The 14,460-nt window shown below is 59.7% G+C and carries 17 protein-coding genes and 1 pseudogene; 10 read left to right on the top strand and 8 right to left on the bottom strand.

The annotated features are described in order from the left end of the window. The first annotated feature begins 94 nt into the window (after positions 1–94). Together AC0L30_RS31600 and AC0L30_RS31595 are read left to right on the top strand one after the other, a co-directional pair. Positions 95–715, top strand: a complete 621-nt coding sequence (locus AC0L30_RS31600) for a FecR family protein (protein WP_473256346.1) — start codon at positions 95–97, stop codon at positions 713–715. Then, positions 709–1,536 carry a tetratricopeptide repeat protein gene (locus AC0L30_RS31595; protein WP_473256347.1) on the top strand — a complete coding sequence of 276 codons (828 nt, stop codon included), beginning with the start codon at positions 709–711 and terminating at the stop codon, positions 1,534–1,536. Before AC0L30_RS31600 ends, AC0L30_RS31595 begins: the two co-directional genes overlap by 7 nt. A gap of 731 nt (positions 1,537–2,267) precedes the next feature. Here the strand turns inward: AC0L30_RS31595 and AC0L30_RS31590 are convergent. Further along, positions 2,268–2,531, bottom strand: coding sequence for a hypothetical protein (locus AC0L30_RS31590; RefSeq protein ID WP_473365911.1), 264 nt, complete (start codon positions 2,529–2,531; stop codon positions 2,268–2,270). Positions 2,532–2,740: 209 nt separating this feature from the next. Further along, positions 2,741–3,049 (bottom strand): hypothetical protein, encoded by a 309-nt coding sequence (locus AC0L30_RS31585; protein ID WP_473406020.1) that lies wholly within the window; start codon positions 3,047–3,049, stop codon positions 2,741–2,743. A gap of 492 nt (positions 3,050–3,541) precedes the next feature. On the opposite strand from AC0L30_RS31585, the gene AC0L30_RS31580 reads away from it, so the two are divergent. Both AC0L30_RS31580 and AC0L30_RS31575 read left to right on the top strand, forming a co-directional pair. Next, a complete protein-coding gene (locus AC0L30_RS31580) occupies positions 3,542–3,964 on the top strand; it encodes a hypothetical protein (protein WP_009859223.1) in 423 nt (140 codons plus the stop codon). 488 nt (positions 3,965–4,452) lie between these two features. Beyond that, positions 4,453–4,644: a hypothetical protein gene (locus tag AC0L30_RS31575; RefSeq protein WP_157158494.1), complete on the top strand. Its 192-nt coding sequence runs from the start codon at positions 4,453–4,455 to the stop codon at positions 4,642–4,644. 285 nt (positions 4,645–4,929) lie between these two features. Here the strand turns inward: AC0L30_RS31575 and AC0L30_RS31570 are convergent. The 3 genes and pseudogenes from AC0L30_RS31570 to AC0L30_RS31560 form a co-directional block, all read right to left on the bottom strand. Then, positions 4,930–5,355: pseudogene (locus AC0L30_RS31570) on the bottom strand (DUF6946 family protein); the annotation flags it as partial. Positions 5,356–5,807: 452 nt separating this feature from the next. Beyond that, complete coding sequence (locus AC0L30_RS31565; RefSeq protein ID WP_473406019.1) at positions 5,808–6,017, bottom strand: PRC-barrel domain-containing protein; 210 nt, start codon at positions 6,015–6,017, stop codon at positions 5,808–5,810. A 33-nt stretch (positions 6,018–6,050) separates the two neighbouring features. Then, a complete protein-coding gene (locus AC0L30_RS31560) occupies positions 6,051–6,251 on the bottom strand; it encodes a hypothetical protein (RefSeq protein WP_009859227.1) in 201 nt (66 codons plus the stop codon). A gap of 1,320 nt (positions 6,252–7,571) precedes the next feature. Here AC0L30_RS31560 and AC0L30_RS31555 point away from each other — a divergent pair. Together AC0L30_RS31555 and AC0L30_RS31550 are read left to right on the top strand one after the other, a co-directional pair. Next, positions 7,572–7,976: a hypothetical protein gene (locus tag AC0L30_RS31555; RefSeq protein ID WP_009859228.1), complete on the top strand. Its 405-nt coding sequence runs from the start codon at positions 7,572–7,574 to the stop codon at positions 7,974–7,976. Between the two features lie 61 nt (positions 7,977–8,037). Further along, positions 8,038–8,223: a hypothetical protein gene (locus tag AC0L30_RS31550; RefSeq protein ID WP_035992101.1), complete on the top strand. Its 186-nt coding sequence runs from the start codon at positions 8,038–8,040 to the stop codon at positions 8,221–8,223. A gap of 41 nt (positions 8,224–8,264) precedes the next feature. On the opposite strand, the gene AC0L30_RS31545 is transcribed toward AC0L30_RS31550, so the two are convergent. Both AC0L30_RS31545 and AC0L30_RS31540 read right to left on the bottom strand, forming a co-directional pair. Next, a complete protein-coding gene (locus tag AC0L30_RS31545; RefSeq protein ID WP_354202327.1) occupies positions 8,265–8,441 on the bottom strand; it encodes a hypothetical protein in 177 nt (58 codons plus the stop codon). A 609-nt stretch (positions 8,442–9,050) separates the two neighbouring features. Continuing rightward, on the bottom strand, positions 9,051–9,341 hold the full coding sequence (locus AC0L30_RS31540) for a hypothetical protein (protein WP_354202326.1): 291 nt from the start codon (positions 9,339–9,341) through the stop codon (positions 9,051–9,053). A gap of 379 nt (positions 9,342–9,720) precedes the next feature. Between AC0L30_RS31540 and AC0L30_RS31535 the strand changes: the two genes are divergently transcribed. The 4 genes from AC0L30_RS31535 to AC0L30_RS31520 all read left to right on the top strand — a co-directional run bounded on the left by AC0L30_RS31535 (position 9,721) and on the right by AC0L30_RS31520 (position 12,889). Beyond that, positions 9,721–10,302, top strand: a complete 582-nt coding sequence (locus AC0L30_RS31535; protein ID WP_354202325.1) for a hypothetical protein — start codon at positions 9,721–9,723, stop codon at positions 10,300–10,302. Between the two features lie 660 nt (positions 10,303–10,962). Next, a complete protein-coding gene (locus AC0L30_RS31530) occupies positions 10,963–11,205 on the top strand; it encodes a hypothetical protein (protein WP_009859233.1) in 243 nt (80 codons plus the stop codon). A 284-nt stretch (positions 11,206–11,489) separates the two neighbouring features. Continuing rightward, positions 11,490–12,122 carry a hypothetical protein gene (locus tag AC0L30_RS31525; RefSeq protein WP_473406018.1) on the top strand — a complete coding sequence of 211 codons (633 nt, stop codon included), beginning with the start codon at positions 11,490–11,492 and terminating at the stop codon, positions 12,120–12,122. A 314-nt stretch (positions 12,123–12,436) separates the two neighbouring features. Then, the gene (locus AC0L30_RS31520) at positions 12,437–12,889 is read left to right on the top strand and encodes a phasin family protein (protein ID WP_083869737.1); all 453 of its coding nucleotides are present in this window, start codon (positions 12,437–12,439) and stop codon (positions 12,887–12,889) included. Between the two features lie 160 nt (positions 12,890–13,049). On the opposite strand, the gene AC0L30_RS31515 is transcribed toward AC0L30_RS31520, so the two are convergent. Further along, complete coding sequence (locus AC0L30_RS31515; RefSeq protein ID WP_009859236.1) at positions 13,050–13,832, bottom strand: hypothetical protein; 783 nt, start codon at positions 13,830–13,832, stop codon at positions 13,050–13,052. Positions 13,833–14,460: the final 628 nt, after the last annotated feature.

The raw sequence follows: 14,460 nt of genomic DNA, 5'->3' as shown, positions 1-14,460 counted from the left end.
TAAAGAGAGGCGGTCACGACATGCGGTATGGTGCGCCGGGCGCGCTCTGCCATCATTCCGCCGAAGCGGGCTCTTCACGGACGGGAGCGGACGCATGCACGGACTAAGGACGGTTGCAGGACTTCTCTGCCTTTTGCTCGTTGCAGTGGCGTATCCGCCTGCGCCGCTTCGGGCGCAGGACGTCAAGCCAATCGGCAAGGTCGTGACCGTCGCTGGCAAGGCAGTGATCGAGCATATCGATGCCGCGGTTGTGCAGGCGAGACTGTCCGAGGACGGGGCCAGTGCGAAGGTCGGCGATCCAGTCTATCGGGGCGACGTCGTCAGGACGGGCGCCGACGGGCGCCTCGGTATCAATTTCGCCGACGGCAGCTCCTTCAGCCTGTCGAGTAACGCCAGCATGGAAATGAGCGAGTTCGTCTACGATCCGGACGGCAAGGACAATTCAACCCTGATCAGCCTGACCAGAGGCACCTTCACCTTCGTCGCCGGCAGCGTCGCCAAGACCGGGAGCATGAAGGTGGACACGCCGGTGGCGACGTTGGGGATCCGGGGCACCACGCCCCACATCGAGATTTTGGACGACGGCACGGTCAAGTTCGCCACCCTGATCGAGGAGGGCAAGGATGCCGTCATGAAGCGGAAGGCCGGTCCGACCGTTGCGCCTCCCCGTCAGCGGAGGGCCGACCGCGCTCTCGGCATCTGCCGGGGATGCTGAAGGTCTTCGGGACGGCGCCAGTTATGATCCTGCTGCTGGCCGCCCCCGCGTCGGCGCAGAAGCCGGAAGGTCAATTCCGGAACGTCGAGCTCTGCAACGCCGCCTCGTCCCCCGACCGGAGGATCGAGGCCTGCTCTGCCTTCATCGCAGCCGGCCGTGGCGGGCCACAGGCCCTGGCCATGGCCCACAACAACCGCGGCATCGCCTACGCGGCGAAGGTCGACTACGACCGCGCTGTCGCCGACTTCGACGCGGCCATAGGCATCGATCCGACCTTCGCCAAGCCCGTCAACAACCGCGGCGCGGCGAGACTGAGGACGGGCGACTACGACGCCGCGATGGAGGATTTCGACCGAGCCATCGCCCTCCAGCCGGCATACCCCGGGGCCTTCGTCAACCGCGCCGAGGCCTGGCTGAAGAAGGGCGATCTCGTACGCGCCGAAAGCGACTACACCGCCGCGACTCGTCTGAACGCCGACATGGAAGTGGCTTGGAGCGGCCTTTGCTGGATCCGGGCGAGCACGGGCGACCCGCAAGGCGCGGTGGAAGCCTGCGACAAGGCGATCGGGTCGGGCGCGCATACGGCTGCGACCTACGATTCCCGCGCGCTCGCCCACCTCAAGGCTGGACGGACCGATGCGGCCATCGCCGACTACGACGCCGCGCTACGCATCGACCCCACGCTCGCCGCCGCGCTGTACGGTCGCGGCCGGGCAAAGATCCGCCGCGGCGAGACGGCTTCGGGAGAAGCCGATGTCGCGGCCGCGAAAGCCGTCCGGGGCGACATCGCCGAGGAATTCGCGCGCTACGGCGTACCGTAGTCCGTCCTCAACGCGTGCCCGTCGGAGAATGCCGTCTCTCCCCTACCGAGAGAACCTGAGCTGCAGCGTTCGAGCAAGTTTTTTTGCAGATTCTCTCCCTCCGCCATGCACGCCGAAAAAGTCTTTATCCTTCAGTGCTTCCTGAAGCGGACTATTTGGCGGCCCATATCCGAGCCCATACCTTCGATCGAAGGACTGGAAGGATAACGTGCGTCGCGTGGGTCTTGCACGGTCCTAGTCACCCACAACCTTCATCCGCCCATCCATCTGGCAGGTTGCGGCTCTCAGAGGTGCGCTTCGGAATGAAATACCTTCGAGATTATTTGGATCCGGCTCTCGCGCTCGGAGCCCCACCCGAGGGCCGACCCAAATAGCTTCGTCCCTTTGTCTTGGTAGAGCGACTAGCCGGATGTCACCGCTATCAATTCGCTTGCCATCTATCGACTTAATAATCTCTCTGTCGTCATCGGACCATTTCTGAAAGTGAAACTGCTTCCCAGCGCGCACAATGCTCGTGAACGCCGTTCCTGGTCCCTTGTGCTTGCAAATCTGCCTCACCAAGAGACCGCCATGTATGGGCGGCCTATGGCGCTTACGGTGCTTACAACAACTGTTACGATGCGTACGGCAATTGGATTGAAACGCGCCGAGCCCATGCCGACGGCGGTTGGCTGGCGCTGGTGACCGCTGTGGCGCTCGCCGACCGGACGGCGAACACGGGCAGCAGCGTCCTACGGCTGCGTCCCGCGATCGGCATCGTTCGCCATTAAGGGCCAGTTCTTCAGCATCAGCGCCAAGTCGCCGTCCCAGATTGCTAGCGCGCCGCATCGACCGGAGTCGCGAGCGGCGCGGTCCTGACGCGCCGCAGGAGCCACGCGCGGAATTCTCGCCTGTCGAGCCGCATTCAGGCCCGCTTGGAAAAACCGCTCGCGCTGCGCCGCGTCGAGCCGCGCCCAGCCCTGCATCGTGGCCTCGAACAGATCGATGCGCCGCATCTCGGCGTGCCTTTCAAAAGCAGATGCAGCAAAGGAAACACAAAAAACGAAAAACGCAAATATGCCGAAGGGGCGCGGTCGCGCGGTCCCCGCGTTTATCTATGCACCCAGAGGGACCCGAAACGTGGCGGGTGCGCGGAGACGGAAGCGCACAGTAGTCGCCTCCGATGCGATTTGCCGCACGGGACCGTCCTTCTGATGAGTTAACGTTAGGGAAGATGGCTGGCCTGACGGAGATCAGCGCTATGGGGTCCTTTGAAGCACTCGCCATCGTCCTTGTTTTTGTTCTGGTGGCGGTGGTCGTGACCATGCTCGTGCCGCCCCGGAGACGATAGCGGGACGGCGTCCCGACCCAATGACTGGAAAGCGGTTGACGACGGCGGCAGGCAGCGCGCGTTCGCGCTGTCCTGATCGTTCACGACCCGGCGGCGCTGGTGCAAATTCGCCACGGCAGGGCCATCGACGTACAGGCGGCGCACTATGTGGCGCATGTCGAGAAGCGGGACGCTGATCTTCATCGCGGCGGTCGTCGCCCGCGAACATCGCGAAGAACAACGCTTCATTGTTCGCAGCAGCGAACTCGCCAGATGGATCAGAGGTAAGGGGCATCTCGGGAAGTCCGTCGCTCAATCTTCGTAAAATCGCGGCCCAGTTCGCTGCTACCCGGCTCTCCACGGCTGCGTCCATTGAACGAGTCACGCGGCGCTGGACCGAGAACGTAGATGCGCCGGTATGCTTGGAGAGAAGAAGTCAGTCACCATTAATGACCTGATGTTGCGCGGCTTCGAGTACCTCTCCCGTGCGTGCAATAGGGGCGCCAACTCGTCACCCTCCAGTATGCAGAGCACATTCGTGCCAGGCTATCGTGGACTTCCTTCTCATCCGGCATCGCTCATGCCGCGCCTAACGGAGTTCTGCTAGATCAGTAAGCCGTATTGTACATTCAAAGTCATTGCATTGTGCCACGAACTGCTGACAAAATGGTCGGCATAGCCGGGTGAGTGGCAGTCGTGAATTTCCAGGTATCCATTTTGAAGGTACTTGCTAGCTACCCCAATGGGCTGGCGACGCTTACGGATATCAAACGCGACCTCGCATTTTTGGCAACGAGCGGCGCTGATTGGGCAAGCTACAGCAAACGGCTGGGTGCTACGCTCCCCTCGTTGGACGTCTTCTCCTTAGGCTTTGTGCAAAGGTATTCGTTCGGTTGGCGATTGACAGCAAAGGGCGCAGCCGCACTCGAACTTATGGAACAGAAGGTGAGAGCTCCCGTCGCTAATGTCGAAGCAGAAGCGGCAACGTCGGATAGCTTGCTGGAAAAGTGTACGCCACCTGTAGGGTCCGCTGAAAAGCCTGATCAGCCGAGTAGCTCACCAATTGATCGGCGCGCGCTGTTCATGGTCATCGACGGCGGTCGAAGCCAGGCTGCATAATAGTCACAAACGGAACGCAGCGTGCGGCGTGACGGCGACAGGTCTCAGAGGGCGCTGCCCGCATCTGCGCGCGAGGAGGTTGCTAGCTGACGTGCGATCGCCGGTCCTTTGTAAACATGCCTCCGACAAGAGTGGCATCGTTCACCGGGTTCGCGAGCGGGGGAACGCTTTTATAGGCGGAGTGCCGATCAGGAGCGCGACCCGGCGTTCGGGATGAACACAGCCGCGGGCTACGCACAGCAACAACTTGGCACAGTAGTTCTACGGCGCCGCATCTGGCGCCTGTCTCGCTTCAAAAAGCAGCGCAACCGTGAACCCGTCGTCGAGCGTCGCGCTAGAAGCTCTAAGCTCCCGCCCCCTTGAGCCGTCTTTCGCCCTGGAGCGCAACCGCCATTGTAAGCCTTGGGACCCTGGGAAATTTCCCAGGTGTCCGGCCGGTAGGTCCCCGCTAAACAGCTATTGGAACGTGGGCGAGTAGAAGAGCGAGAATGGAAGAGCTTATTGCTCAACTTGAGAAGTTTCGAGCGGAGGCAGGCTATTGTGCTCGGTTGGCGAGAACTGCACCGGATAGGCAGACGCGAGCGCTGTTCGAACGGCTCGCCGAACGGGTGCGAGAGATGGTTCAGGAAATCGAGACGACGATCGCCGCGCGAACGAAACCAAGTGGTCGCTGGGAATGATCGTCCGGTGGCAACTCCAAAGCCAGCCTCGATGCCTTCTTTGATGCACCCTTCAATGATTGCACTGTTGTATTCTTGCTCGGTCTTGAGCATGGACTTCTTTGCATGACAGACGGTATCAGCGAACGGGTTGATTTGGAGGGCTCACTTGATGAGCGCCGGAACAACCCCTCAATCACTGTTGGCGCAAACGATACAGCCGCCGTGACGATTCACCACTCGGAATATCTGGGCGCGTCGGGTTGCAACACCCTTCCAGGGCTCGATCATTTTATTTCAGCTCCTCTAAGCGTCAAACCATTTGTAATCTTGCGAGAACGAATGGATGATCATCGCGGCGTCGTCGGTCTTGAAGCGAGCGGCTTCGAGAACTGCCGAGGCGGTGCGGTGAAATAACTGGTAGTGGAGATCATCGGGTGGTGGACACGCAACGTCGATCAGATCACACAAGAGCGCCAGCCGCTGTTGCTTCCTCGCGGATGGGTCCACATACCAATCTTTTATGGTCGGCCCAAAGGACTCATTGACCTTGCCCTCCACCGCGACGGCGACGGTGCGATTGTTCGATTTTATCAGAGCGAAAACGTCCGTCTGACTTTCTCGTCCGTTATCGCGAAGTGATACCTTGTGCTCTGGGATCGCGATGAGCAACTCGGTGGCCAACCCGAACAGCCCGGCGATTTCCGGCGGCAGTCCTTCTGCGGCTTCCCAGCAATGCGCGAGTGTTCGCGCAGAGTAGCCACTACGCCAATGCTTAAAAGGGTCCGCTAACGGAAATGATCGCTAAGGCGATAATCAAGATCGCGCAAACCGGCGCTCATGACGCCGCACAGAGTTCGGCTCTGGCGATCAAGGAACTAGAACTGCGGTAGGGCATCTCGTTCCACCGGATGGCGGCGCGACCAAAGTCGCCTCATGCGACTTTTAATTTCCGATCGCCGCCCTGCTTGGAACTGAAACATTCCCCAAGGTCGGGGAGTTTGGCTCTTGGCTTCGGGGCTTCGCAACGCGCGAGGCATCTATGACCCCTCTACCAGCGGGCGACGCGTTCCTTACGGTCGCCATTATGAGCGTCACTTTCCTGACCGAGATCGCTCTTTTCATCTTGATTGGAATGATCTGAAAGGAGCGCGCTCTGGGCAGCACGCACCGATGCGAATGGTCTAGCTCTCCACGAACTTGATGGTTGAGACCGGCCATCTTCCATCATGGCCTGTAATCGAAATCCGGAGCCCGTGCAATTCATCCAGCCAAACGTTCTCGACCGTGCCTGCCTTTCCGTCGCTAAGGACGACGGCTTTGCCGATCAATTCGGAGTGCGCCTCACCGTACCCACTCAAAATCCTTGACGCACGAAGCTTCACCGATGACATCGCTCGTCCATGTTCGGCCGAGCCGTTTGCGGCTCAACCGCGCAGCTTGTTCCAGCGCTTGGCCGCTGGAATGATCGATGGTGACGGCTCTTCCAGTTCGCGGAGCCGATCGATCCGCATCCTAAGGTTCGCCGGTAATTCCGGCTCCGGTTTCAGCGACGCTCGTAGCCTCTCGCCGATCTCTCGAACCATGGCCGGGCTGTGTACATAGTCGATGTCGATATGGTTGGGCATGACGGAGCCTCGGTAAGAACAACGCCACCGGCACGCCGACATCAGCCCAATGCGATTCCCCGCAACCGATCGGGGCGCGGCTGGTGATTTTGAATGGAACCGGAGACCGCCGCTTTTGGCTATCTTGCGCGAGCGCTTGTAGAGAAAAGCGGGTCAGCAACCTTTGGCTATCCGCGACATGCGCCGTGTTAGTACCGGCGAGCGGCGGTCTCACATTTCTAAAGCTCGCAGACGGCTTTCGTTCCCGATTTCTAATCGCGACGCCAATGTTCCACTCGGAAGGAGGGAACCTAGGAGCGACTAGGCGCGCTGGCGCCGTGGTAGCAACTTCCGCTGCGGACGAAGACATCGAGCCGCGCGGCTGGTCGGAACCATTTCTGAGAGTGTCCGGTTAGCTTCTGGGGGTGATGAAGGGACCATCTCCATGAGGACTGAATATCTCGCGGCGATTGTGATAGCTGTTCTTTCCGCTGGTACCTGGCTGGCGGTCAATTCTATCGGCTCCCTGCCTTCCGAAAAGCAGTCCACGGCGGTCGCCGTGCAACTGGCGGACCGGTTAGCTGGGTCCGTGGATCCATTTCTTCGTTCTGGTGGATAACAGCCGGAGTAACTCAAACGCATTGATGCACGCCTCGAATTGGGCCGAGGTTGAATGCGGCCGTCCTGCAGCGGCTCGATGCCGCTGGCGATCTCGACCAGCTTGCGGGCGGCCGCGTCGGGGTCGACGAATGGACCTTCGGCGGCGTACTTCATGCGGCGGAGTCCCGCTTGTGCACACCATGCGATGTCTCGTCGCCTGCTAGGTCAATCCATGCCAATGCAACGCGCAGCCACTTCAAGCGATCAAGCGCGCTCGTAGCCGCTACGGCTCGCCTCATTGCCTCTTCAGCCTCGGCTGGATGATCAAAATTCCGACTCACGGAGAGCGGGTATATCCAATAAAACTTAACTGGAAACGACGGGTGCCGCCCGGAAAACTACGGCCTGCGCCATGAGCGAGATCGACCGAACGGCGGCAAACTTGCCGATCTGCGACTGCGTCGGCAGCGACCGCGTGCCGATCGTGTCTGAAATGTTCAATCCGCACACGGGCCGGACCGTGACAATGTTCCAGTGCAGGCAGTGCGGATATGTGACGTGGGATGATCGACCCACATTTCCTTCGCCGTGGGGAGCCTCTGGGTAAGACGGGCCTGCGAGATTACAGGCACGCTTGGCGTGTACTGGATTCGCACAGCCACCGGCCTTTACCCAGTCTTAACGCTGGTTGTGCCGATCATCGGGCTCTCGCGCGAACACCGAGGGAGAGGCTTCCTCCAGATGCTGAAAGACGGCACTTACAGGGCGTGGCTCAAGACCCCGCTCGGCCAAGGCACCGGCATTGCCCATGTTGCAACGGGCAGAATCTGGGGCCGCAGCAGCATTATGACCTACAACGGCACCTGCGAAGTCGATGGAGATCGATTCACCGCAATCGTATCGATCAAACGGCATACCGATGAGCATGTAACTATCTTCGGCGCCGATGACCTCACGCTGAAGCTTGAGGGAACGTGCTCCGGCAAGATAGGTCGTTATGTCGGGACGGCAGAAGAGGTGCCGGGAGTGCTCTTCGAGGGAACGCTCATCCTCACCGAGGAGGAGCCGCCTTCGCTAAAGGCGAGCGAGTCGACGCCAACGTTCAACCCGAACAAACTTCCCAAACTGCCGAAGCGCTCCCGCTAAATGACCCCCGCAAGCCGGTACGCCTTCGCTCGCTTCTTGCGGGCTTTGCGACCGGCTCGCGATGCCGATTGAGCGCGCGCACAACGCCGATGCGGGCGAACATCGTCGGGCCACCGAGGTCGGCCACCAGCATCAGCGCCTCGATCGCGGCCTGCCATTCCGGCGCGTCATGCTCGCGCTTTGGCAGCTTGGTGATGAACGTCGCGGCGTCGTGCAGGGTGATCAGCTTGCAGCCATCTGGCAGTAGGATCGGATCGTCGAAAGTCCGCTGCCAGCCTCGGTATTACGCTACTGCGGCTCGTGCTTGTCCGTCAGTTCTCGCACCGCCAAGCTAAGCTCCAGCTCTCGAAGCCGTTCTATCAGCAGTTCTACGATATCCTCGTAGTCGGAGGGCGATAGCGAACTCACACCGCGCAACGTCATCTGATCTTGGAGAATGGTCGCCATCATGGCTTTGACGCTCATGGGACCTCGCCTGAAAATTAGACCCTCATAAAAACAATCTGAAGTAGATGCCAAAGATCGCGGATGTGCAACGTCCGTAAGATTACGCACAACGCGAGCGCACCGCACAAACGGGATGATGTGTCGCGCGCGTTTTTTATCGCCGGTCGATCTGATCCACCGGCAGGGAGGCGCGGGGCTACTTCTTCAGCAGTATCCCCATCGCTCTTGCCATTCGCCTCACTGATCCGGCGTGACCCCAGCTCGGCTGCTATCTTCGATACGCCAGCTCCTGCCCGGGGCCAGCTTGACCTCGCGCTCGGCCCATTGCCTTGGCTTCGGTGCTTTCATGGTGCGGCGCTCCACTCAACCAGTGCGCCTTGTTGCCAACACTTGGGAAATTTACGGGTGGTGTCTGCCCACCACGAGGCTCAGCGGTGCGGCGGCCGTGGCGCTCGCGAGATGGGCGTGTGCGGCGTCCCGATTAGCGCGAACTCTGTTGGGGATCGGATCGGCGCACGAATGGTTGGCGTCGTGGGTGTAGGCAGGTCCGCTATCAAGGGTAGATCAGACCTTGCCGTATGCGAGCGCCGGACCGCCGCTTTTGACCCATCTGCGACATGGGCAGGTTCAGCCGACCAGCTGGCAGTGCCCGCTGATGACAGTACCGTCGCGTTTATGCGCCTTAAGCGTGCCGTCGACGCGGTTGATCAAACCTTGCCAGACAGCGGTCAGGTCGAACAGATGTTGCCAAATGTTGCCGAGCGTAAGGGCCGTCTCAAAGAACAAGTGTGAACAAGCGTTCAAGATTAACCCCTTCGCCGCTTGCTGGATCAATGCTTTAGCTCGCCGATCGGCGTCGGGACGCCACGCCGATTTACACGCTGGGCCAACTTCCGGGCTTTCTACCGCGATGTTCATCCGAAACCGTCATGGCGGCACCTGCTCGTGCGCGCCGATCCGACTGCCGAGTTTTCGCCGGACAATTGCCTCTGGCAGGTTGGAAGACGGTATCGGCGGCGATCGACCGCTCGATGACCGAGGACAGGGCGTTACTGCTCGCGTCCTCAAGTCGTTGACGCCGCAGCGGTAAAGGCCCCTTCGAGGGAGGCCGGAAGGCATGATCCAGATCAACGCTGCCGCTTGACTGCCGCCCAAGGAATTCGCGCAGTAAGTTGCTCAACCCGTTTTCTGGGCTGGACGCTTTGCGGTTGGATCGCTGCGCTGGTGAGTGTGGTGGGCCGCGACGATCCCCACCCCCGCCGCCGTTTACTGCCCGATGATCTGGAGCATGTCACCAATGAAACGCTGTCTCGTTGCTTTCGCAATCGCCGCCAGCCTGTTCGCACCAGTTGCGCACGCCAACGATGTCTTGGAAGCCAAGTTGCGGGCCTACGTTCCGGTCTTCTCCCTCGCCAGAGTATGTGACATCACGATCAATGACGCCACCTCGGGTGACCACCGCGCCACGCTTGAAGCGGTGAAATCTGAGCCGAATGCTGAGAAACTCGCCTACCGCCTCCATTACGAAACGCAGACGGCCTACATCAAGGCCCGCGACGGAGGTCAACGGGTCGCCTTCTGCAAAGACTTCATCGCAGCCAACAGCCAATACGCCAAGGCGCGCGTCGCCGCCGTGGTCGAGGACCACATGAGCCACGTCAGCACTAATGCGCAGAAAGCGATTGCCTACAACGTCTGTGGAGCGAACACCTACGCCAAGCTGTCCAAGGCCGACTGGAAGCCGTACGCGCTTACCAAGAAGATGCTTGAGATTGAGCATAAGCTGGCCAAGGAAAACGCCGAGACGAACGGCTGGAACGTCGCCGAGGAAACGACGGCGGTCACGGAACAGTTCTGCGCGGCGGTAAAAACCCGATGAGCATCGCCGCCGCCAAAGTCCGAGCCCCGCTGATGCGTCTTTGCGCGGCTTTGACACGATGCCTCCAGCCCGAGCCTGAAGGCGTGCAGCACCGCCTCATGGCGTCGGCTCCGCAGCGCATGGAGGTCCGACTTAGCAGCAACTACCGCGATCACCGAGCGGAAAGCCGCCGCCCATGACTCCATTGACTCGATATTCTTAGATATGCTGTGCCTCTAACAGCGCTTCTCGGCCTATCATGACGGAGCCACGCCGCGCCCTATAAGCGCTTGTCATTGCGATAGACTCATACATTTCGCCCCGCCTAATCATATTGAAGTAAGCACGAAATATTTTTCGGTTGTCTCAATGGACGAGCTTAGTGTCTCGAACGGGCGTGCAGTTTGTAAATCTGCAACGACCGTGACTTTTGCTTTACCGCGCGTTCCTGATTCGGAATGAGCTGATGCAAGCTCCCCGTCGCCAAATTGGGCGCGCGAGACGGCCGCGGTAGACGTCGCCCGATGGAACGCAACGTGAGCAGGGATGATCACATTCAGGAGGCAGACGAGCGCTTGGGATCACAATGAATATCTGTTCAAGAAAGTTTCCAAAGAGAAACCGGAACGTCGCCACGCACTATGTTTTTCCCCGCGGGGAAACCAACGAATGGAGAGATAGATGAAGAAGCTTTCTTACGTTCTCGCCGCGTTAGCGACCATCGCGGTGGCAGCGCCGACCATCGCAAGCGCTGAGGAATTCGGTTTCCGGATCGGAAGTGGCCCGGACTATTCCGACCACTACTACAGTCCGCGTGCTCACTTTTATGCACATGATCGAGGCTGGCATCACGGATGGTATGATCGCGATGGCGACCGCACGGTAGTGATTAGGCGTCACCATTACCACGACTGGGACGACTAATCGAAAAATGGCTCCCAATCGGGAGCCATTCCTTTGAAAGAATGCAGCTGCGGCGGCTGTCGAAGAGCAGTGCACCGGGGCCGGAGCTAAAGACCAGGCACGCCAGCCGAAGAGTCGCGTGGTCTGGTGACGGCTGGCTTCCTGACGGTGCTTTTTATCCGTTCCGCGAACGCGCGCCGCGCCCTCGGTGGGATATGTGGAGACACGCGACGCCGGCGCCTGATCTCCACAAGGTTCACAAAGCTCAGCGGACGAAGCTCAAACCGCAGGAACCAACGCGGAAGATGCTATCGGATCAGAAACCTGTGCAGCCGCTTGGGGCGCGTACCTCATTGGGCGCGCATCGCGCGGGAAATGATGATGCGACCGCTGCCAGTCCACCGGTAAATCGCGCGCCGGATGACGTTCAAGTCACGCCACCATCCGTCGAGGGCAAAGACGTGCAAGCGATCGGTACGGCACCGGTGGATGCCGCGGCGGATATCGTTCAGGTCACTCCGCCACCCGTAATCGAGCGCAAAGGCGAGCAAACGATCGGCACGGCACTGGAAGATGTCTTGGCAGATGTTGTTCAGGTCACCCCGCCGCGCATTATCGAACACAACAAGACGCCGATAACCAGATCACTCGACGGGTCGCTAGTGATGATGATGGTGCTCGTGGCACTTGGCTTTATGATGTCACTGCCATTTCGCCGTAGGCATGCCGAACGTGTCTTAGCCTTTGCCGCGATGCGCAGCGAAAGCGGACCATGCTCGCCCAGTCAACTTACGGTGTCCACCGCAAATCGAATCCGATCCGAATTCCTTATCGAGTCTGGAAGCGTCCGTGAAAAACGTCCTCAGCACAATCAAGGAGACCGAAGCCGAGATGATTTCCTCACGGCAGCTCCGAAAGCCCGCGTGAAGCCGAGCTAGCTCCCATCTGAACTCCGCAGGTCGCCTTGAGCTGATGCAGGAACGGCCCGTTATCTTTTCGATAGGATGCGGCCCCTGAACCGGTTCGATGGCGGCGAACTCTCTCGTGCGTTATGCATCACCGAAAATGAAGGAGCGCGGTATGGATCGCAAGCACATGGAGGTGTCACCGAGAAGGCCAAGGGCACGATTAAAGAAAGAAGGTGCTGGTATCGGGCCCCGGCACCGCTGCCACTGTGAGACCACCACGGTTGAAGGGACGACGGCCGCAGGATCACGCGAAGGGAGCAGGTCTTCGACTAAAGAACGGCGATGTGACATTCGGCTCTCTGACAGCAACGCGGACATCAGACCTGACCTTCGCGTACATTGAAAGCTACCAGCCGAACTTTACGCGTTCCGCGGCACAGCCACCGGGCGCACGGCCGATCAGTCCCCAAGCGCAGCGGGCGACGGAACGCTCAGCCCGCAACGCCGAAACCATCATGTATTCCGCGACAGCCATCGCTAAAGGTATGAACCGGGTTTCGCGCGAGTACTTTGAGTTCGTTCGACAACAGATTGAGCGGAGCATGGACAGAATGAATGAACTCTGGCGCTGTCGAACTCCTCACGATTTGGCAGCCGTTCAGACGGATCTAGTGCGCGACACGATCCGCAGCGCGATGGACAGCAGCCGTCGGATGGCCGACATGTCCCTCAAGGTAGCAGACGATGCGGGCAACCATATAGCTCAGAGCGTCGAACGGATGCAGCGCGCTGCATAGCCGAGCCTCTAGGGCCACTTACGTGGGCGGCTGGATCTCGAGCCGCACACGTAAGTCGCGCGACGCTTCACCAGGTCCGCTGGGCCTCGACGAGGCGGAAACGAAACCGGGCTCAGACCAAACCCAGGTCGCCATCTGAGGGTAGGGGATGTGTGCTGCATTAGTGCACTGACCATGGCCATGCCAATGACGGTTGCGGTTTTTTGGCTTGCGGCGGCGCCGGCTTCTGCGTCTGGGCGACATTGGCCGACTGACGCGGACGAGGCAATGGTATTTCGGGCATCACCTTTGGTTCTCCGGAGCTCACCTCAGGCATCGCCTTTGGCGCTGAGGCGTTGGCGATGACGTGGGCGAGTTGTTCCTGGCTCGCGTTGAGTTGCTCGGTGAGTGTCTGGCTTTCGCGCGCCATCTGGATCTGGGTCGCCTTGATCTGGTCGATGGTACTGTGGTTCCGCGCCATTTCTTCCTGGCTCGCCTTGAGTTGGCTTGCGAGATTTTCATTGCCGCGGACCAATTGTTCTTGCCTCATTTCGAGCTGTTCCACCGTTTGCCTCAAGGCAGCTAAATCGCGCGCCATCGGTTGGAGCTGCTGCGCAATCTCTGAAGACACGGAAACGGCAGTCGGCGCAACGTCATTCGGCGCGGTTTGTACCGGAGGGGGCGGTACTGCGGCGACCATCATTGTCGAATCAACGGACGATGACCATCGCCACCCGACGACAGTAATCGATGCTACAAATAGAGAACCGATGAAAGCCAAATAGCGCCAACCGGCCAATCGATGACCCGTGCCCGGCGGGGCGCGTGACGTCTTCATCCTGGTCGGTCGGGCCAAAGGGCCGACTCCCTTTTCGCGGGCCAAGCTCGCCAGGCTAGAAAAATGCTCCTCCAAGCTTTTCGTGATCTGCTCTTCCGCGAGCTTGTCGCCTAACGTGGAAGCCATTTGGCGCTCCATATGAAATGCAATAGCACCCGCCGGAGAGCGATTCGCGCATCTGCGCTACGGCGAGTTAACCTTCAACGGGACGCAGATGGTTTTGAGCATTTCCCAGGGGATGAGCATGCAGCTGCACGTCACGTCGTCGTTTTTACCAGCTCACCTCAGAGCTATACTGGCGCTTTTAACGCAGCCGAGGAGGCGAAAGTATGTTGTCGGCGGGAGAACTACGGAAGGAACCCTGACGGTTCGCCAGCGCGCTCCATGCGAGATCACGCCGGAGGGCAGTTCGTCAACACGCAGCTAGATATGGCCACAGAATGCTGTAGAGCTCCCGCTATAGAAGCAAGCTGGGAGGTTACTTTTTTGCGATGCTTCGCCGCCGAACGCCCAGCACCATGAGTACAGTAATCTCAGACAGTGCTAGCTTCCAGCCGACTCAAGATTGTGACAAGCGTGCTGAGCTCATGGTCAGTTGCTCCCCTCAAGTCATAGCTTCCGATTGAGCCGGAATGCACCATTGAACCGCCCCGGGTTTGCCGGAGGCTCCAACTCCCGAGAGGATGGAGCCATGACAAGCAAGACCACGAACAAGTTTTCGCCTGAAGTCCGCGACCGTGCGGTTCGGATGGTT

This window comes from Bradyrhizobium sp. MI1.11, assembly GCF_055811255.1.
Note: the sequence above shows the minus strand (reverse complement) of the source record. Positions and strands in the feature narration are given on the sequence as shown.